This is a genomic window from Sphingomonas gei (assembly GCF_004792685.1).
GTDB lineage: Bacteria > Pseudomonadota > Alphaproteobacteria > Sphingomonadales > Sphingomonadaceae > Sphingomonas > Sphingomonas gei.
In genome coordinates this window covers 78,446-93,874 of the sequence record NZ_SRXT01000010.1, presented here as the reverse complement: position 1 = coordinate 93,874, position 15,429 = coordinate 78,446, and the positions used below count along the sequence as shown (strand labels likewise).

13 protein-coding genes are annotated in these 15,429 nt (G+C 64.1%); 12 read left to right on the top strand and 1 reads right to left on the bottom strand.

Annotation, left to right across the window (positions count from 1 at the left end; translation table 11 throughout):
* Nucleotides 1–176: 176 nt before the first annotated feature.
* The 10 genes from E5A73_RS20780 to E5A73_RS22040 all read left to right on the top strand — a co-directional run bounded on the left by E5A73_RS20780 (nt 177) and on the right by E5A73_RS22040 (nt 11,362).
* Entirely contained in the window at nt 177–1,322 is a 1,146-nt protein-coding gene (locus tag E5A73_RS20780; RefSeq protein ID WP_135965775.1) for an NAD(P)/FAD-dependent oxidoreductase, read from the top strand.
* Nucleotides 1,323–1,514: 192 nt separating this feature from the next.
* Nucleotides 1,515–2,033: a sigma-70 family RNA polymerase sigma factor gene (locus tag E5A73_RS20775; RefSeq protein WP_206366567.1), complete on the top strand. Its 519-nt coding sequence runs from the start codon at nt 1,515–1,517 to the stop codon at nt 2,031–2,033.
* Between the two features lie 96 nt (nt 2,034–2,129).
* Nucleotides 2,130–3,164, top strand: a complete 1,035-nt coding sequence (locus tag E5A73_RS20770; RefSeq protein WP_135965773.1) for a FecR family protein — start codon at nt 2,130–2,132, stop codon at nt 3,162–3,164.
* A gap of 228 nt (nt 3,165–3,392) precedes the next feature.
* Complete coding sequence (locus E5A73_RS20765) at nt 3,393–6,422, top strand: TonB-dependent receptor (RefSeq protein ID WP_206366566.1); 3,030 nt, start codon at nt 3,393–3,395, stop codon at nt 6,420–6,422.
* A 118-nt stretch (nt 6,423–6,540) separates the two neighbouring features.
* Nucleotides 6,541–7,314, top strand: a complete 774-nt coding sequence (locus E5A73_RS20760) for a Slam-dependent surface lipoprotein (RefSeq protein ID WP_135965771.1) — start codon at nt 6,541–6,543, stop codon at nt 7,312–7,314.
* Between the two features lie 93 nt (nt 7,315–7,407).
* On the top strand, nt 7,408–8,916 hold the full coding sequence (locus tag E5A73_RS20755; protein ID WP_240700316.1) for a surface lipoprotein assembly modifier: 1,509 nt from the start codon (nt 7,408–7,410) through the stop codon (nt 8,914–8,916).
* A 142-nt stretch (nt 8,917–9,058) separates the two neighbouring features.
* Nucleotides 9,059–9,751, top strand: a complete 693-nt coding sequence (locus E5A73_RS20750) for an energy transducer TonB (RefSeq protein ID WP_168356043.1) — start codon at nt 9,059–9,061, stop codon at nt 9,749–9,751.
* A 38-nt stretch (nt 9,752–9,789) separates the two neighbouring features.
* A complete protein-coding gene (locus tag E5A73_RS20745; protein WP_135965769.1) occupies nt 9,790–10,401 on the top strand; it encodes a biliverdin-producing heme oxygenase in 612 nt (203 codons plus the stop codon).
* Nucleotides 10,373–10,828, top strand: a complete 456-nt coding sequence (locus E5A73_RS20740) for a YbaN family protein (RefSeq protein WP_240700315.1) — start codon at nt 10,373–10,375, stop codon at nt 10,826–10,828. The genes E5A73_RS20745 and E5A73_RS20740 overlap by 29 nt, the downstream gene beginning before the upstream one ends.
* A 207-nt stretch (nt 10,829–11,035) precedes the next feature.
* Entirely contained in the window at nt 11,036–11,362 is a 327-nt protein-coding gene (locus tag E5A73_RS22040) for an HNH endonuclease (protein WP_135965768.1), read from the top strand.
* Between the two features lie 192 nt (nt 11,363–11,554).
* Here the strand turns inward: E5A73_RS22040 and E5A73_RS20730 are convergent, their stop codons facing one another.
* Nucleotides 11,555–13,582: a calcium-binding protein gene (locus E5A73_RS20730; RefSeq protein WP_135965767.1), complete on the bottom strand. Its 2,028-nt coding sequence runs from the start codon at nt 13,580–13,582 to the stop codon at nt 11,555–11,557.
* Nucleotides 13,583–14,128: 546 nt separating this feature from the next.
* Here E5A73_RS20730 and E5A73_RS20725 point away from each other — a divergent pair.
* Together E5A73_RS20725 and E5A73_RS20720 are read left to right on the top strand one after the other, a co-directional pair.
* Nucleotides 14,129–14,827: an energy transducer TonB family protein gene (locus tag E5A73_RS20725; RefSeq protein WP_240700314.1), complete on the top strand. Its 699-nt coding sequence runs from the start codon at nt 14,129–14,131 to the stop codon at nt 14,825–14,827.
* Nucleotides 14,824–15,426 (top strand): RNA polymerase sigma factor, encoded by a 603-nt coding sequence (locus E5A73_RS20720; RefSeq protein ID WP_240700313.1) that lies wholly within the window; start codon nt 14,824–14,826, stop codon nt 15,424–15,426. The genes E5A73_RS20725 and E5A73_RS20720 overlap by 4 nt, the downstream gene beginning before the upstream one ends.
* Nucleotides 15,427–15,429: the final 3 nt, after the last annotated feature.

Sequence of the window (15,429 nt, the reverse complement as noted above, 5' to 3'; positions counted from 1 at the left end):
TGCGCACGCCTGTCCCCTTTATGCGGCCAAGGCCTTGGCCAGCTTATACCGAAATCTAGCTTGAATATCTATATGTGCAATCTTTTTCTAAAACGGAAATTTATTATTGATATTTGCCCGATAGCGAGGAACAAGCGCAGGCGAGGCTATGACGACGTGTGGCCTGGGGGAGTGTGATGACTTTTCAACCGGATATTGCCGTGATCGGTGCGGGCATCGCCGGCTCGTCGATCGCCTCGCATCTCGCGGCACACCGCAAGGTCCAATTGTTCGAGATGGAGGCCCAGCCGGGCTATCATTCGACTGGTCGCTCGGCGGCGATCTTTTCGGAAGCCTATGGCAATGAGACGATCCGCGCGTTCACCCGCGCCAGCCGCGATTTCTTCTACGCGCCGCCGGCGGGATTCGCTTCCGCGCCTCTGGTGACGCCCCGCCACGTGCTGGTCACCGCGCGGGATGGCCAGGAGGATGCGCTCGATCACTTCACCGAACTTGCGCGCGCCGCCGGTCATGTCGAGCCTGTCTCGATCGACGCGGCACTGGCGCTGTGCCCTATCCTGCGACGTGAGGTCCTGTCCGCCGCGGTGCTGAGCACCAGTCCGGCCGATATCGATGTCAACGAGCTCCAGCAGGGTTACCTGCGCCTGTTTCGCCAGCACGGCGGGGTCGCCACCATGGCATCGGAGATCGTCGGGCTGGAGCGCGACGCACAGGGCTGGCGGATTCTAACGGCGAACGGCGAATTCCGCGCGCCGATCATCGTCAACGCCGCTGGCGCCTGGGCCGGGGAGATCGGCATGCTCGCCGGCGCGACCGATATCGGGCTGCAGCCGCTCAAGCGCACGGCATGCCTGATCGACCCTCCTGTCGGGCACGACATCTCCGCCTGGCCGATGCTGCTCGACGTCGAGGAGGAATTCTACCTCAAACCCGATGCAGGCATGCTGCTATTGTCGCCCGCGGACGAGTCCGTCGCCGAACCTTGTGACGCGCAGCCAGACGAACTCGACATCGCAATCGCGGTCGATCGCCTCGAGCGGGCCACCACCCTCAAGGTGCGCCGCATTGCCAGTAAATGGGCCGGCCTGCGCTCGTTCGTTGCCGACAGGTCGCCAGTCATTGGTTTCGATCGCCAGGCGCAGGACTTCTTCTGGTTCGCGGCGCTGGGTGGCTACGGAATCCAGACCGCGCCCGCCTCGAGCCGGATCGCGGCGGGACTGATCCTCGGGAATGCAGGCGAGCGTGATCTCGATGACTTCGGCATCGAGCGCTCGGTGATGAGCCCAGACCGGCTCGTATCGGAAGCTGCGATCCGCACGTGATTGGTTTTGCGCTGATTGACGATCTCGACGCCTGTGCTTGCGGACGCGCGGATCATTCAGATCGGAACGCACCATCGGGTTGTCTTCCGCGTGCGGGTGCGATAGTTGCGACTCGTTCGCATTAACCTATGTTCGGTCATGCGCACGCGAAGCGGGGAGGAGCCATCCCGCAGAACGGAATGGCAGCGAGGCGTGACCAAGAAGGCGAACTCCCTCGAACAATTCCTCTCCTACCGGACCGAGTTGCTGCGATACGCGACGCGCCTCGTCGGCGACCGTGGTGAGGCCGAAGACGTGGTGCAGGAAGCGTGGCTGCGTTTCTCCGAGACTGCATCGAGCCAACCGATCGATGAACCACGCGGCTATCTGCACAGGATCGTGAGGAACCTCGCATATGACGGACGGCGCAGCCAGGCGCTCAGGGCGCGCTACTTCATCGAGAACGCCGATGCCGAGGCCGCGGCGGTCTCACTCGATCAGCCAAGCGCCGAATCGCGCCTCATCTCGAGCGAAGAACTCCGTATTGTGCTGGAAGCGCTGGAGGCCATGCCCGAGAGGATGCGCATCGCCGTGGAGATGCACCGTTTCGCAGGCGCCAAACTCAAGCACATCGCAGCGCGCCTCGACGTATCGGTCACGACTGCACATCATTTGGTGGCCGATGGGATCGAGCGATGCCGGGCGCGGCTGAGACGGCGACCTCCCGAATGACTACTGCGGGCATTGTCCGAAAATATCCTACTCCCATTCGTCTAAAAGATAAGGGTCCGTGACCAGTAGGGTGATCGACGGGGGGAAAGAAAAGCGATGACCGGATCGGCCGACGCGGCTGGCAAGGGAGGCTTCGGCGCCGATCGCGAACGGGCCGACAGGGAGGCGACCGATTGGCTGATCCTGCTGCAGGACGATCCGCGCAACCGCGAACTGCGCGCGCGTTTCGAAGCCTGGTTGCACGCCGCGCCGGACAATGCCGCCGCATGGGCCGAGACGCGTCATGTCTCCAGTGCGATCGTAGCGACGCCGCCGGTGCATCGCGCCGAATGGGCCGATCTGGCGCGCGCGCAATCGGAGAATCTCGTCGATAGCCAAACCGCTAGACTGCGGCGCGGTACACGACAGGCGGCACGGCGCTGGGGCCTCGGCGTCTCGGCAGCTGCCGCAGCATGTGTCGCTATCGTAGCCGGCCCCGAATTGCTACTGGTGCTGAGTGCCGACGCGACCGCGCGGGCCGGCGAGATCAGAACCGTCCATTTGGACGACGGCAGTACGGTCCGGCTTGCCGCTGGCGGAGCCCTCAAGGTCGATTTTGCGGGGGGGCGCCGGCATGTCCAGCTCCTGCGCGGCAATGCCTTTTTCGATGTGGCGCATGATGCCGCTCATCCGTTCCGTGTGAGCACCGGGGATGCAGCGGTCACGGTCCTTGGCACTGCCTTCGAAGTCCGAGCCGAGGGAGACGGCGCTGCCGTTGCCGTGCGGCGCGGGCAAGTGAAGGTCGATTGCAGTCCCGGGCAGCGCACTGCCGAGTTTCTCACCGCCGGACAGGCAGTGAAGCTCGACTGTAAGAGCACCCCCAGGCGAAGCAGCATCCGGCCGGTCCGCATTGCCGCCTGGACCCAGGGGCAGTTCATCGCGGACGATCGCTCGATGCGCGAGACCATCGACGCCATCCGGCCGTGGTATCGCGGCCTCATCATTGCGCGGGGGGCGGAGCTCGATCGGCGGCGGGTTACCGGCATCTACGATCTTCGGCATCCCGACCAGGCGCTCGGCGCCCTTGCACAGGCGCACCAGGCAAGCGTTACCCGCGTCATGCCCTGGATCACGATATTCTCGACCAACTGAGCCAGCTCGGCTCTCCCGCTTTTCGCATCCCTCCGCAAAAACTTCCGAAAAACTCGCGGCACCATCCGTCGAATAGATAGGGATACATGCGAATGATTCGCATTTGCATGTTGAGCAACCTTGAAATTGAGACGGATGGGGGAAAGTGTGCGTTTGGGGGTAAGGTATTCTGCGGTTCCGGCCAGGCGCGGATCGACGCTGGCATTCATGTTTCTCGCAACCACGGCAATGAGCGGATTTGTCGGAGCGCGTGCGGTCCATGCGCAAGTCGCCCCTCAGGCCGGCTTTAGCATCCCGCCGCAGGCATTGGGCGATGCGCTCGCCGACTTCGGCCAGCAATCGGGCTTGCAGATCAGCGCCGATGCCGAACTGGTCCGAGGCATCGATTCTCCCGGCGCCTCAGGACAAATGTCGCCCGCCCAGGCCTTGGCTCGGCTCCTCGCCGGCTCGGGCCTGACCTACCGGATCAACGAGAGGGTCGTGACCCTCGTACGCGCGTCCCAAGTCCTAGGCGCTGACGACCAGCAGACGATCGTGACCGAGGCGTTGCGCGTCGAGGGTGCGGCCGGCGCGCGAGAAACCGGCGACGAGCGCGACGGCAATCGGCGCGACGACGTCTATGCGCTCGATTCCTCGACGAGCTTCGCCGGCAGGGCGGAAGTCGAGCGCTATCGCGGCGTCAGCCCCTCAGACATGTTGAAGGGCCTCGTCAACGTCTTCAGCGGCGATGCGCGCAACAGCGGCGCGCTCGATCCCAGTATCCGCGGCATCCAGGGGCCTGGGCGCGTGCCCGTCATCATCGACGGCAGCGAGCAGGCGCTCACCGTCTGGCGCGGCTATAACGGCGCCAGCAATCGCAGCTATATCGACCCCAGCCTGATCGCGGGCGTCCAGGTGCTTGCCGGGCCAGTCTCGGATCGTGGCGTTCGTGCCTCGATCGGCGGCGCAGTGGTGGTGAACACCCTCGACGCCGACGACATCCTGAAGTCCGGCCAGACATTCGGCGTCGAACTCCATCTGGAAGGCGGCAACAACTCGACCGATCCGCGGCTGCCGACGTTGCTCACCGGCCAGGACTATCGGACGGTGCCCGGTTTTCCGGGTTCGCCCGGCACGCCCGGTCTGCCGACTACGCCGCTCACCGATCCCTCGCTGCGCATCACGCCGGGTCCGAAGAGCGACAATGATTTCCTCTCGCTGGGCGATCGCGCGGCGCGGATCGCGGTTGCCGGGCGGGTAGGGGATTTCGATCTCTTCGGCGCCTATGCCTATCGCGAGCGCGGCAATTATTTCGCGGGGACAGGCGCCGCCGGCTATTACTCGCAAGAGGGCCTCGGCACTCGGCCGGACACGTTGCTTCGGCAGCTTGCGCTGGAGTTCGAGCCTGGCACCGAGGTGCCGAACACCTCCAGCAAGCTCGAATCCGTGTTGCTCAAGGGCACGTGGCGGATCGCCGACGACCAGTATCTGCAGCTCGGCTTCCGCGACAGCAGCTCGACCTATGGCGAGATCATGCCCTCGCGGATCAGTCTCGCGACCGGGGTGGGCAACGTCCAATGGCCGCTCAGCCATGTCGATACGCGAGCCTATACCGCCGAGTATAAATGGCAGCCGGAGAGCCGATGGATCGACCTCAAGGCCAATCTCTGGGCGACGGATACCGCGAGCCATACCTATACCGCCGGCGGCTTCCCCAATTTCGCCTCGTTCGACGATCCGATCCTGCGCAATACCGCGATCAACAATTCGCAGAACGACCGGTACGGCTTCACCGCCAGCAACAAGTTCGGGTTGTCGTCGCGTCTCGATCTCACGCTTGCCGGCGACTGGCAGCATGAGAAGCTGACCTCGAGCGATCCCTATACCGGCAAGTTCGACGGCTGGCGCCAGTTTCCGCGGGCCGGCCGGCGCGAGGAGTACAGCATCCGGCTCGACACCGAGTGGCGGCCGACGAGCTTCCTCAAATTCAATGCGAGCGTGGTGCACTCGGGATATTGGGCGGTCGACGATTTCCTGAGCAGGCAGATCGCCGCCGGGAATTCCAGCCAGTTCACTGCCTTCGGCGTGACCCGCTACGAATCGACCTATCGCACCGAGCAATTCGGCGCGGATGCCTATGAGGCCATTCTCCGGGAGCAGTTCGCCGAACTGGCCGAGTTCGAGCCGGAGCTCGTCGAGTTCCTCATTGCCGACGGGCTCGCGCAATATAATGCGAACCCCTTTCCGATCATCACCGATCACAAGGGGCCGGACTGGACCCCGGACGCCAACGGCAAATTCCACCGGGCCGACAATGTCTGCCTGAACGGGACCATCGCCGCGATTCCCGGATATAGCGGTTTCTGCGCACTCGGCGGTGTCACCGAGCCCTTCACTGCCGAGGCCAGGCGCAACAGGGGGTCGGCATGGGCCCCGTCCTTCTCCGCGACTGCCTATTTCAGCGGGAGCAGCCGGGCCTATCTTCGCTATGCCGAAGCCTATCGCTTCCCGAGCCTGTTCGAGAGCACGATCGGCTTCTCGGCATCCTGGAATCCGCTGGCGGACCTGAAGCCCGAGCACAGCCATTATTATGAAGCCGCGTTCATCCAGGATCTGCGCGACCTTTTCGGGCTGCGACAAAACGACCAGCGGGCCGATCTCAAGCTGACCTATTACAACAACCGCACGACCGACGTGATCGAGCGATCGACCCAGCTCCAGTTCACCAATATCGACAAACAGGTCATCGCCGGGTTCGAGTTGCAGGCCCGATACGACAGCGGCCGCTTCTTCACCGAGCTCAGCGCCGCGCACATGACGACCAACAAGGTGTGCGACGAGAGCGTGGCGATCACGCGCGATGCCCTGCAGGGCCGCGTGCCCGACTGCGTCAAATACGGGTTCGGCGGCGGTTACCTGCTCACCCAGGCGACGCCCGAAGACTCGGTAAACTGGACGGTCGGCGGGCGCTTCCTGGAGAAGCGGCTCGAGATAGGCGGGCGGCTGATCTGGTACAGCGGCTACGACAACCCCCAGCTCGACACCTTCCTCAACGGCGGCGAGGACGTCGCGATCCCGGGCTATGCGCTCAACATCCCCTATACCTGGGGCGAGATCCTGACCTTCGACGCCTATGCGCGCTTCCGGCTCAACGACCGCTTCAGCGCCGAGCTGGTCGGGACCAACCTCAACAACCGCTTCTATGTAGACCCGCTGACCCGGACGCTCAATCCAGCGCCCGGCCGCACGGTCAGGCTCAGCCTGACGGGTCGGTTCTAGTGAAGGAGATTCAGGGTCGCCGCCGATCCACATCGTCCCGGAAAAGACACGGGAGCGGCGACGGACCCTGGATGATCGCGCCCGAATGGTCGGGCGCGCCAACAGCAGGAGCATTATCATGAACATGTCACGTCTCAAGCTGATTTCCATGGCCGGGCTTGCCGCACTCGCCTGGAGCGGGGCCGCCCATGCGCAGATCGCGGGTGGAACGAGCGACGGCACCAAGGTCAACGTCGGTCCGAGCACCGTGATGGGGGGGCCGCATGTCCCCAATCGCCCGGGGATCGGCGTGCCGAACACCAACCTCACCACCCGGGTCGACTTCCAGGGCCTGCAGGCTTCGGTGGGCTCGGATCCCGTCACCGGCGTCAGCACCGTTTCGGCCGTCACCGGCACCATCACCGATCATAGCCAGTTCGGCCGGTTCGATTTCGCCAAGGTCGGCACTGCCAACCTTTATTTCGGCGAATGGACACAGACGGGCAGCGCCACGGCCGGCGACCACACGGTCTATTATGTCGGTGACGATGGCGGCACCACCACCCGCCCGAGCCCGGGCACGGCCACTTATTCGGTCAAGGGCATCAGCGATTATGCCACGAAGGGCATTCTGAGCGGCACCTTCACCGCCAATTTCATCGGCACCAATTCCGGGACGTTGACCGGCAGCGTCACCAACGGAAGCCATACGGTGAACATCGGAACGGCCGTCATTTCCGGGATCAACTTCTCCGGAAGCGGCGCGTCGGTGACGCCGTCGAGCGGTCCGTCGGTGTCCGGTGGTTCGGTCAGCGGTCGCTTCTATGGAGCAGGCGCACCGGCCCTCGCCGGCATCGCGACCTTTGCTGGCAATCGTCAGTACGACACTGCCTTCGGCGGCACGAAGAACTGATCCTCTGCGCAATGCCAAAACGGAACAGAGGGTCCTCGGACCCTCTGTTTTCGGCCCGTCCCGCTGTACAATATTGCGGAGCATTTCTTTTCCGTGACCACCGGCTTCCTTGCCATTCGGCGCCGCCTACTGGGCATGCTGTTCCTAGCCGGGGCTGCGGCCGTCTGCGCGCCCGCGGACGCGCAGACCGTTGGCGGCCAGGACACTCGCCTGCGCCTCGACCAGGGCATCGACCGGCGCTCCGCCGATCGCGAGGCCCGGCTGCTCGACGATGCCGACGACCTGAGTGCCCCGCCAACATCGATCGAGATCAACGGCACGACCTATACCGTGAGCAATGACGTGAACGAGATGGGGCAGGCACTTTATGTCTCGGTGATGCGGCGGGTATGGCCTGACGTGCGCCGCTTCCTGAAGGCATATCTGGCACTCGAGGCGCACGATCCGATGCTGGTGCTCTATGCCAAGGGGGCGCTCGCAAGACAGGCAGGGGATCTGCGCGCGGCGGAGGGACATTATCGTGCGATCGTCGATATCCGGGCCGACTTCGTGCCCGGGCAGCTCGAACTGGCGCGCATTCTCTTCGAGAACCGCAAGGACCGCGACGCGCTGCGCGCGTTCCGGCAAACCCGCGCGGTTCTCGCGGCGCAGGGCGATCAGGCGGCGGGGGTGGTGCGGACGGTCGACGACTTCCTTCGCGCGCTGGAGCAGCGCCGCGGGTGGCAGGGCTATTTCGCCATCGGGCCGGGCTATAGCAGCAATCTCAACCAGTCGTCGGCGGGCTATGCGTGCCTTCTCGCTGCCGATGACGGGACCTGCCTGATCGATCGCACCATGCCCGCGCCGATCAAGTCTGCGGGCATCAATTTCGAGGGCACGATCAACCGCCGGGTGCCGCTGGGCGGCAACTCGGGGATATCGGGCCGCGCGCTGGTCTTCGGCGACATCTATCCCGGGAATGGCGATTTCAGCCAGGCAACGCTCACGACGCAGCTCGGCTATGACTATCGCACCGCCAAAGCGAGCCTGACGCTGTCGCCGACCTTCGATCTCGGCACATTCGGACCCGAGGTGCTTTATGGCGCAACAGGGTTCCGGGCCGAAGCCATGTACACCCTGTCGCGGGCGCTGGCCGTTCGTATCGAAGCCAGTCGCAAGACGCTCCGGTATCGGCAGGCTGCCTATGCGGTGCACGATGGCGGATTGACCGAGGCCTATCTCACCGGCTGGTACGCGCTTCCGAAGGGATGGACCCTGTTCGGCGGGCCGGACTTTCTCGACAAGAACGCCGATGATCCGGCCGATGGCTACCGGCAGTACGGCGCTCGCGTCGGCCTCAACAAGCAGTTCGGCGCGGCCATCAATGTTCTGCTCATCGCCTCGTATCGCGTCCGCGACCAAGATGCCTATAGCGCGCTTCTCGAGGCGAAGCGCCGGGATCGGGAGCAGAACTATACTGCGATCCTCAAAATCCCCGCGCTCAAGTTCGCGAAGCTGATGCCGAGCCTGCTGGTCCAGCACAATCGCGTGAACAGCAATGTCGGCTGGCTCTATTCGTACCGGCGGACGACCGCGAGCATGAGGCTGGAATATGCCTTCTAGCGCTGTCCTTAACCGGCGCATGACGCTGTCCCCGGCGCGGCCCGGCGACACGCCGTCGCGAGCTATTCCGCGCCCATGCGACGCAGTTCGGGCTCCGAATTCGGGTGGCTATCGGCCCCCGCGATCCTCCAGGGCTTTCGGCTTGGGCGGAACCCTGCTGCTGTTCAGCGTGGCGCTGTATGGATTTTTGCTGGTCTTGCAATCTCCCCTGGTGCGCGTCTCGCCCGCTTCACGTCAGGCGGTCGCGTTCGAGCTTGCTTCCATACCGGTCGCGCCACCCGCGCCCCCCGTCGAACAACCGCCCGGGGCAGTGCAGCACCAACAGGAAGCTTCCAGCGCCCAGCCGAAATCCCGGCTGCAGCCGCTTGAAGCCGTGTTGCCGGCCCCAATGTCGCAACCTGCGGATATTGCCGCCGACGGACAGGCATCCGATCCTTCGTCCAGCGATGCCCGGGCCGTGGAGCAGAGCACCGCGCCACCGGCAGTCGCCAAGGTCGGCACGACCGTTGCCGCGCGGAGCAACGCGGCCGCTGCCGAACAGGCGGCGGCGGCAAATTGGCAGAGCGCGTTGCTGGGGCACCTGAAAGGTTTCCTGCGCTATCCGCGCCAGGCGCAGAGCGCCAGGCAGGAAGGGGTCACTCTCGTGTCGGTCACCGTCGATCGGCAGGGCAAGCTTCTGTCCGCCCGCGTCGTGCGCGGCAGCGGCTACCCGATTCTCGACGGCGAAGCGCTCGCGACCGTGCGGCGCGGCTCGCCGGTCCCGCCGCCCACATCGGAGATTCGTGGCGATCCCGTCACGGTCTCCATCCCCATCCAGTTTTCGCTTCGGCGATGACATTTGCCATTTTCGACCAGACCGGGAAGGAAAACTCCATGACCACGACCACCACGCTCGATGCGCCGAACGCGGCAGAGGCGAGCCGGGCAAAGCGGCTGAAGGCGAACACCCAGGCCGTACACCAACGGCTCGACAACCGGATCATGGCGGGCGAGCCCTTCCGCGATCGGGATCGCTACGGCCTGTTTCTCGAGGTCCAGTACCTGTTCCACCGCGATATCGAAGCACTCTATCGGCATCCTGCGCTTCGGGCGGTGTTACCCGACCTGGAGGGACGCCGCCGTCTCGCTCCGATTCGTCAGGATCTCGCCGATCTGGGGCGGGGAGTACCCGATGCGGATCGCGCGCCGGCGTTCGGCGGCGGGGACGTGGATCTGCCGACGGCCTTCGGCTGGCTCTACGTGGCGGAGGGCTCGAACCTGGGCGCGGCTTTCCTCTACAAAGCGGCCGCAGCGATTGGCCTCGACGCGGGCTTCGGAGCGCGTCATCTTGCCGGGCATCCCGATGGACGCGCGCAGCATTGGCGGGAATTCACTGCGGCGCTCGATGCGCTCGGCCTTACGCCCGAAGAGGATGCACGTGTGATTGCCGGTGCCGAAGCTGCCTTTGTCCGCGTGCATGGCCTGGTCGATGCCGCATTCGCCTGATCCGTCGCCGATGGGCCCGCTAGGGCATCTGTCCCGGGCTGCCTGGCTGGTGCTGGGGTTCGTGTTCGTTGCGCTCGGGTTGATCGGCGCTTTGCTGCCGCTCATGCCGACGACGATCTTCCTCATCCTCGCCGCGGGCTGCTTTGCGCGCTCCTCGCCTCGGCTTGAAGCATGGTTGCTCGATCATCCGCGCTTCGGACCGACGCTCCGCGCCTGGCGCGAGGACGGTGCGATCGGTCCGCGGGCGAAAATCATGGCCTGTTCGGGCATCGCGCTGGGGTATGCGCTATTCTGGTGGGGCGCGCGACCGAGCGTCGCGATCGATCTGATCGTCGGCGTGGTGATGGCTGGCTGCGCCGCTTTCATTGTCAGCCGGCCTTCGCCCCGTCTCGCAGACAGTAATAGGTCTGAGGAAGGAAGTATCTAAAGCATCCCGGAGGGCAGTGGCTTAACGGGCAAAAACCTTGTTCATGAAGGTCGCCCCGCGATCGATGCGGTGACGCAAGACATGGGAGCGTTCTCGACGACAACTCACGATTCTTGTTCGGCTCAACCGAGGCCGGCGTGGCGCTCCAAGCCCGCATCAGCACCGCGTTGGCGTGGCTGAAGGCGCCGAGTTGCCCCTGCAGGTCATATGCCCACTTCTCGCCATGGAAGGTTGTTCCGGAACCGCCAGATTAAAGCTGACGGCTCGGACGCGGACGGTAACGGCATTCTCTTGCGCGCAGACCTTCACAAACTTTTCGATGCCGACCTGCTCGCGATCGATCCGGCGGATGGTGCGGTGTGGCTGCACTCATCCTGCCGAGAGGAGTACGAAGAGCTTCGGGGATGCCCGCTACGATGCGGCGAGCGGGGTGGCACTCGAGGCCTTCGCGGAGCGATGGTCAACGCGCTTCCAAGGCTAAATTCGCGGCCTACCAACCTCGCCAGTTTAAACGAATGGTGGTCACGTGAATGAAAGGCTGTTTCGGGAAGTCGCGCTAGGACGTTGAATGTCTGACTCTGAGCCTTCGGACCTCGCAAACTTCCTGAACGAATGTCCGCTTCGCTGCGCAGCACTCCCAGTACATGCCAGGCGACTCCTCCGCTTGCAGCGCAAGCGGAGGAGGGTGTATTCAAGATCAGTAGTGCCGATCTCAACCTCAGCGCGTCAGAAGCCGTGAGCGAGGTCGGTCGACGTCACATGGTCTAGCGTGCCGGAGAGCACGCCGCTGGCGTCGAGTAGTCCGGCCAGCGGCGACAAGTGGCCCGTATAGGAATTGCCGGCGACGATATTGACCTGACTGGCGTTGCTTACCCCGAGCAGTGCGACCGATCCTCCGAAGCTGAGCTTGAGGACGAGGTCGTTGACGCCATCATTGTTGACGTCCTGGATCTTGCTGCTGCTCAGGGTCACACCATGGTCGAGCACGATCTGGTCCTCAGTGGTGTTGAAATCGTACACAGTGTTCTGGCCGTCGAGCCAGCTGAAGTGGAAGCTGTCGGCGCCTGCGCCGCCCCACAATTTATCTTTGCCCAGCCCGCCGAACAACGCGTCGTTGCCGTTGCCGCCGCGCAACTCGTCATTGCCCAGGCCGCCGTACAGTTTGTCATTGCCGTCACCGCCGTCGAGCTTGTCGTCGCCAAGGCTGCCGTCGAGCAGATCGTGCCCTCCAAGGCCGACGAGCTTGTCGTTGCCGAGTCCGCCCCACAACGTGTCCTCGCCTCCGGTGCCGTTGAGCGTGTCGTTATGGGAGGTGCCGATGCGCGTCACGCCATCGGCGATCCCGGTCACGGTGACGTTCACCGTCGCGGTGCTGGTGAGCCCGCCCGCGTCGGTCACCGTATAGGTGAAGCTGTCGGTCGCGGTCGCGCCGGGTGCAAGTGCATCGAACGCATCGGCTTCGGCGACATATCGCAGCGTCTGATGCGCCGCGTCGAACACGACATGGCCGAGCGTGCCTGAAGCGTTCACCGCGCTGATCGACAGCGGTTGCCCCTCGGGATCGCTGTCGTTTCCGAGCAGCGTCGTCCAGAGGTTCGCCGTGGTCGCATCCTCGTTGACCGCAATTGCATCACCGTGCGCTGCCGGCGCCTGGTTGGGGTGATCGTCGTTGAGGATGGTGCCGGTAGCGGTGTCGTCGTCGACGACGAGGTCGCCGCTGAGCGGATAGAGCCGGACCGAGAGCACCTCATTGGCCTCGATCACGGTATCGCCCTTGACCGCGACGGTGATCGTCTTGCTGGTCTCGCCGTCGGCGAAGTCGATCGTCCCGGCGAGCACTGCGTCGTCGGCGAGGTCGCCGAGCGAGGCGGTGCCGTCGAGGTCGACGCCATATTCGACGCTGGCCGCACCGGTGGTGCCGCCGGTGCGGGTCACGGTGAAGACGAGATTGCGGATGCCGCCATCGCCCTCGACGACGCTGGCGTCGCCGATGCTGAGATGGCCGGGCAGCACGTCGTCGTTGAGGATGGTGCCGGTAGCGGTGTCGTCATCGACGACGAGGTCGCCACTGAGCGGATAGAGCCGGACCGAGAGCACCTCATTGGCCTCGACCACGGTGTCGCCCTTGACGGCGACGGTGATCGTCTTGCTGGTCTCGCCGTCGGCGAAGTCGATCGTTCCGGCGAGCACCGCGTCGTCGGCGAGGTCGCCAAGCGAGGCGGTGCCGTCGAGGTCGACGCCATATTCGACGCTGGCCGCGCCGGGGGTGCCGCCGGTACGGGTCACGGTGAAGACTAGATTGCGGGTCCCGCCGTCGCCCTCGACGACGCTGGCGTCGCCGATGCTGAGATGGCCCGGCAGCACGTCGTCGTTGAGGATGGTGCCGGTGGCGGTGTCGTCATCGACGACGAGATCGCCGCTGAGCGGATAGAGCCGGACCGAGAGCACCTCATTGGCCTCGATCACGGTATCGCCCTTGACGGCGACGGTGATCGTCTTGCTGGTCTCGCCATCGGCGAAGTCGATCGTTCCGGCGAGCACCGCGTCGTCGGCGAGGTCGCCAAGCGAGGCGGTGCCGTCGAGGTCGACGCCATATTCGACGCTGGCCGCGCCGGTGGTGCCGCCGGTACGGGTCACGGTGAAGACTAGATTGCGGGTCCCGCCGTCGCCCTCGACGACGCTGGCGTCGCCGATGCTGAGATGGCCGACGGTGTCGGCAAGATAGACGTCATCGGAGATCAAAATCTCTTTCATGGCTGCAATTCCTTTAAGTAATCGCGCAAGCGCGAAATGGAATGGATACGCGAATCACAAGCTAGATCGTGGATTCGGCTACAGCCGGAGTATGACATCCTTGTTTCTGGTATTGTTGGTTGCTGTTGTTCGCTTTTGTATATTAATGGCGTATTTTGTACATTATTGATATATTTTGTCTTTTATTGGGTTTTTCTTGTACATTGTTGAGGGGTTTTGTGCGATCTTGGCGCCGGCTCCGATCAATCCCAAAAGTCAGCGTCCTGGCGCGCCGCGCCGCAGTCGATACACGGAGGAGGCGCTTCCGCGAGTGTCGTCCGCTCTTCAGAATCCGGATGGCCGCTTTTTACCCGCGGTGCTTGGGTATTCCCGGCAGTCCTTGCCGACGCGCGGCGCACAATGTTTCCGGTGGAGCGCTCCACGATACGGGGGCGTGCGCGACGCATGGAGCGGCCTCGTGATTCCCCTAGGTGAGCGAATCACAAGACCATTCATGTCACACTAACGTCCCAGACGAGTGGTCTAAGCGAGCAGTGCTTCGACTCAATGCGAGTGTTCATGCCTGGTCCCAACCGGATCAATTTCCTGAGCCTCATCTGCTCGTGTGTCGGCCATGCCGTCATAGTGGGCGGCATCATCTATGGTCTGTCCGACCAGCCCCCGGAGAAGCCTGGATTGAAGGACATGCGCTCCCCGCTGGTCGTGGAACTCATCCCGCTCGGCCCAGCGGAAGGCGCGCTGCATAATCCGATCAGGAGCGAGCGTCCCAGAACGCCTGCTGCAGCGCCGTTGGAGGGCAGACGCCGAGCCGCGCAGCCGGTGCGTCTCATCGCTTTCGTGGCGCCCCCGTCCAAATCTGCCGGCGAGGGGATCGCAGTGGCGACGTCTAGCGAAACAGCGGGCTATCGCGGGGGACCGAGTCCGTCCGACTTCAGCGACTATCAGCGGCGGCTCTATCAAGCCCTCGCGGCGGTCAGTCGCTATCCGGCGGAAGCGCGCCGCCTCAGCCTCTCCGGCGTCACGCGGCTCGCCTTCAAGATTGACCGCCCGGGCAAAGTCCTCGACAGCTGGATCCAGGACAGTTCGGGTTCGGAACTGCTCGACAATGCGGCGCTCGAGGCGCTCGAGCGAGCACAGCCGCTGCCTCCCATTCCCGCCAGCCTCCCATCCCGGATGGATTTCGTGATCGAGATCGACCTCTCGGTCATGCAGCGCAATGCAAGCTGGTCGGCCGGGCCGAAGTGACTCATTCCGAAGCGGGCGCGCTCAGTCCATCCGATCGGAGCGCCGTGGCGAATTCCGGTCCGCGTGATACCCTGATCGGGTTGCTCGTCTCGACCTATCCGGATCTCAAGCGGCAGCTCACCAGCCGGCTCGGATCCGCGGATGCGGCCAACGAAGCACTGCAGGACACGTATGTGCGACTGCTGCGCACCGAAATCCAGGGAGAATTGCGCAATCCGCGCTCGTACCTGATCAGCATGGCCCTCAATATCGCCAGCAATCGCAGGCGATCGGAGGCGCGGCATTTGTCCGCGGCGGACATAGCGGAACTCCTCGAGATCGCGGACGACGATCCCGGGCCGCTCCGCATCGCCGAAGCGCGGTCCGACCTGGCTGCGGTGGAGCGTGCGTTGCAGGCCCTGCCGCCTCGCCGCCGCGCGATGTTCCGCTGTTTCTGGGTCGAGAACGCCGACTATCAGAGAATCGCATTGAATTTCAACGTGTCGGAGAGGACTGTTCGTCACGAGCTGCTGCTCGCGACGCGCTATCTCCATGGAGCGACGGAAGAAACTTTCGTTGCAGACTTGCAAAAACGCTTGCTTCAAGTGTCCCCTCAATAGGGA

Excerpts from the sequence above, each read along its gene's own strand:
- E5A73_RS20780 (WP_135965775.1), top strand. The coding sequence starts at position 177 with ATGACTTTTCAACCGGATATTGCCGTGATCGGTGCGGGCATCGCCGGC.
- E5A73_RS20770 (WP_135965773.1), top strand. The coding sequence starts at position 2,130 with ATGACCGGATCGGCCGACGCGGCTGGCAAGGGAGGCTTCGGCGCCGAT.
- E5A73_RS20765 (WP_206366566.1), top strand. The coding sequence starts at position 3,393 with ATGAGCGGATTTGTCGGAGCGCGTGCGGTCCATGCGCAAGTCGCCCCT.
- E5A73_RS20760 (WP_135965771.1), top strand. The coding sequence starts at position 6,541 with ATGAACATGTCACGTCTCAAGCTGATTTCCATGGCCGGGCTTGCCGCA.
- E5A73_RS20745 (WP_135965769.1), top strand. The coding sequence starts at position 9,790 with ATGACCACGACCACCACGCTCGATGCGCCGAACGCGGCAGAGGCGAGC.
- E5A73_RS20740 (WP_240700315.1), top strand. The coding sequence starts at position 10,373 with ATGGCCTGGTCGATGCCGCATTCGCCTGATCCGTCGCCGATGGGCCCG.
- E5A73_RS22040 (WP_135965768.1), top strand. The coding sequence starts at position 11,036 with ATGCCCACTTCTCGCCATGGAAGGTTGTTCCGGAACCGCCAGATTAAA.
- E5A73_RS20730 (WP_135965767.1), bottom strand. The coding sequence starts at position 13,582 with ATGAAAGAGATTTTGATCTCCGATGACGTCTATCTTGCCGACACCGTC.
- E5A73_RS20725 (WP_240700314.1), top strand. The coding sequence starts at position 14,129 with ATGCGAGTGTTCATGCCTGGTCCCAACCGGATCAATTTCCTGAGCCTC.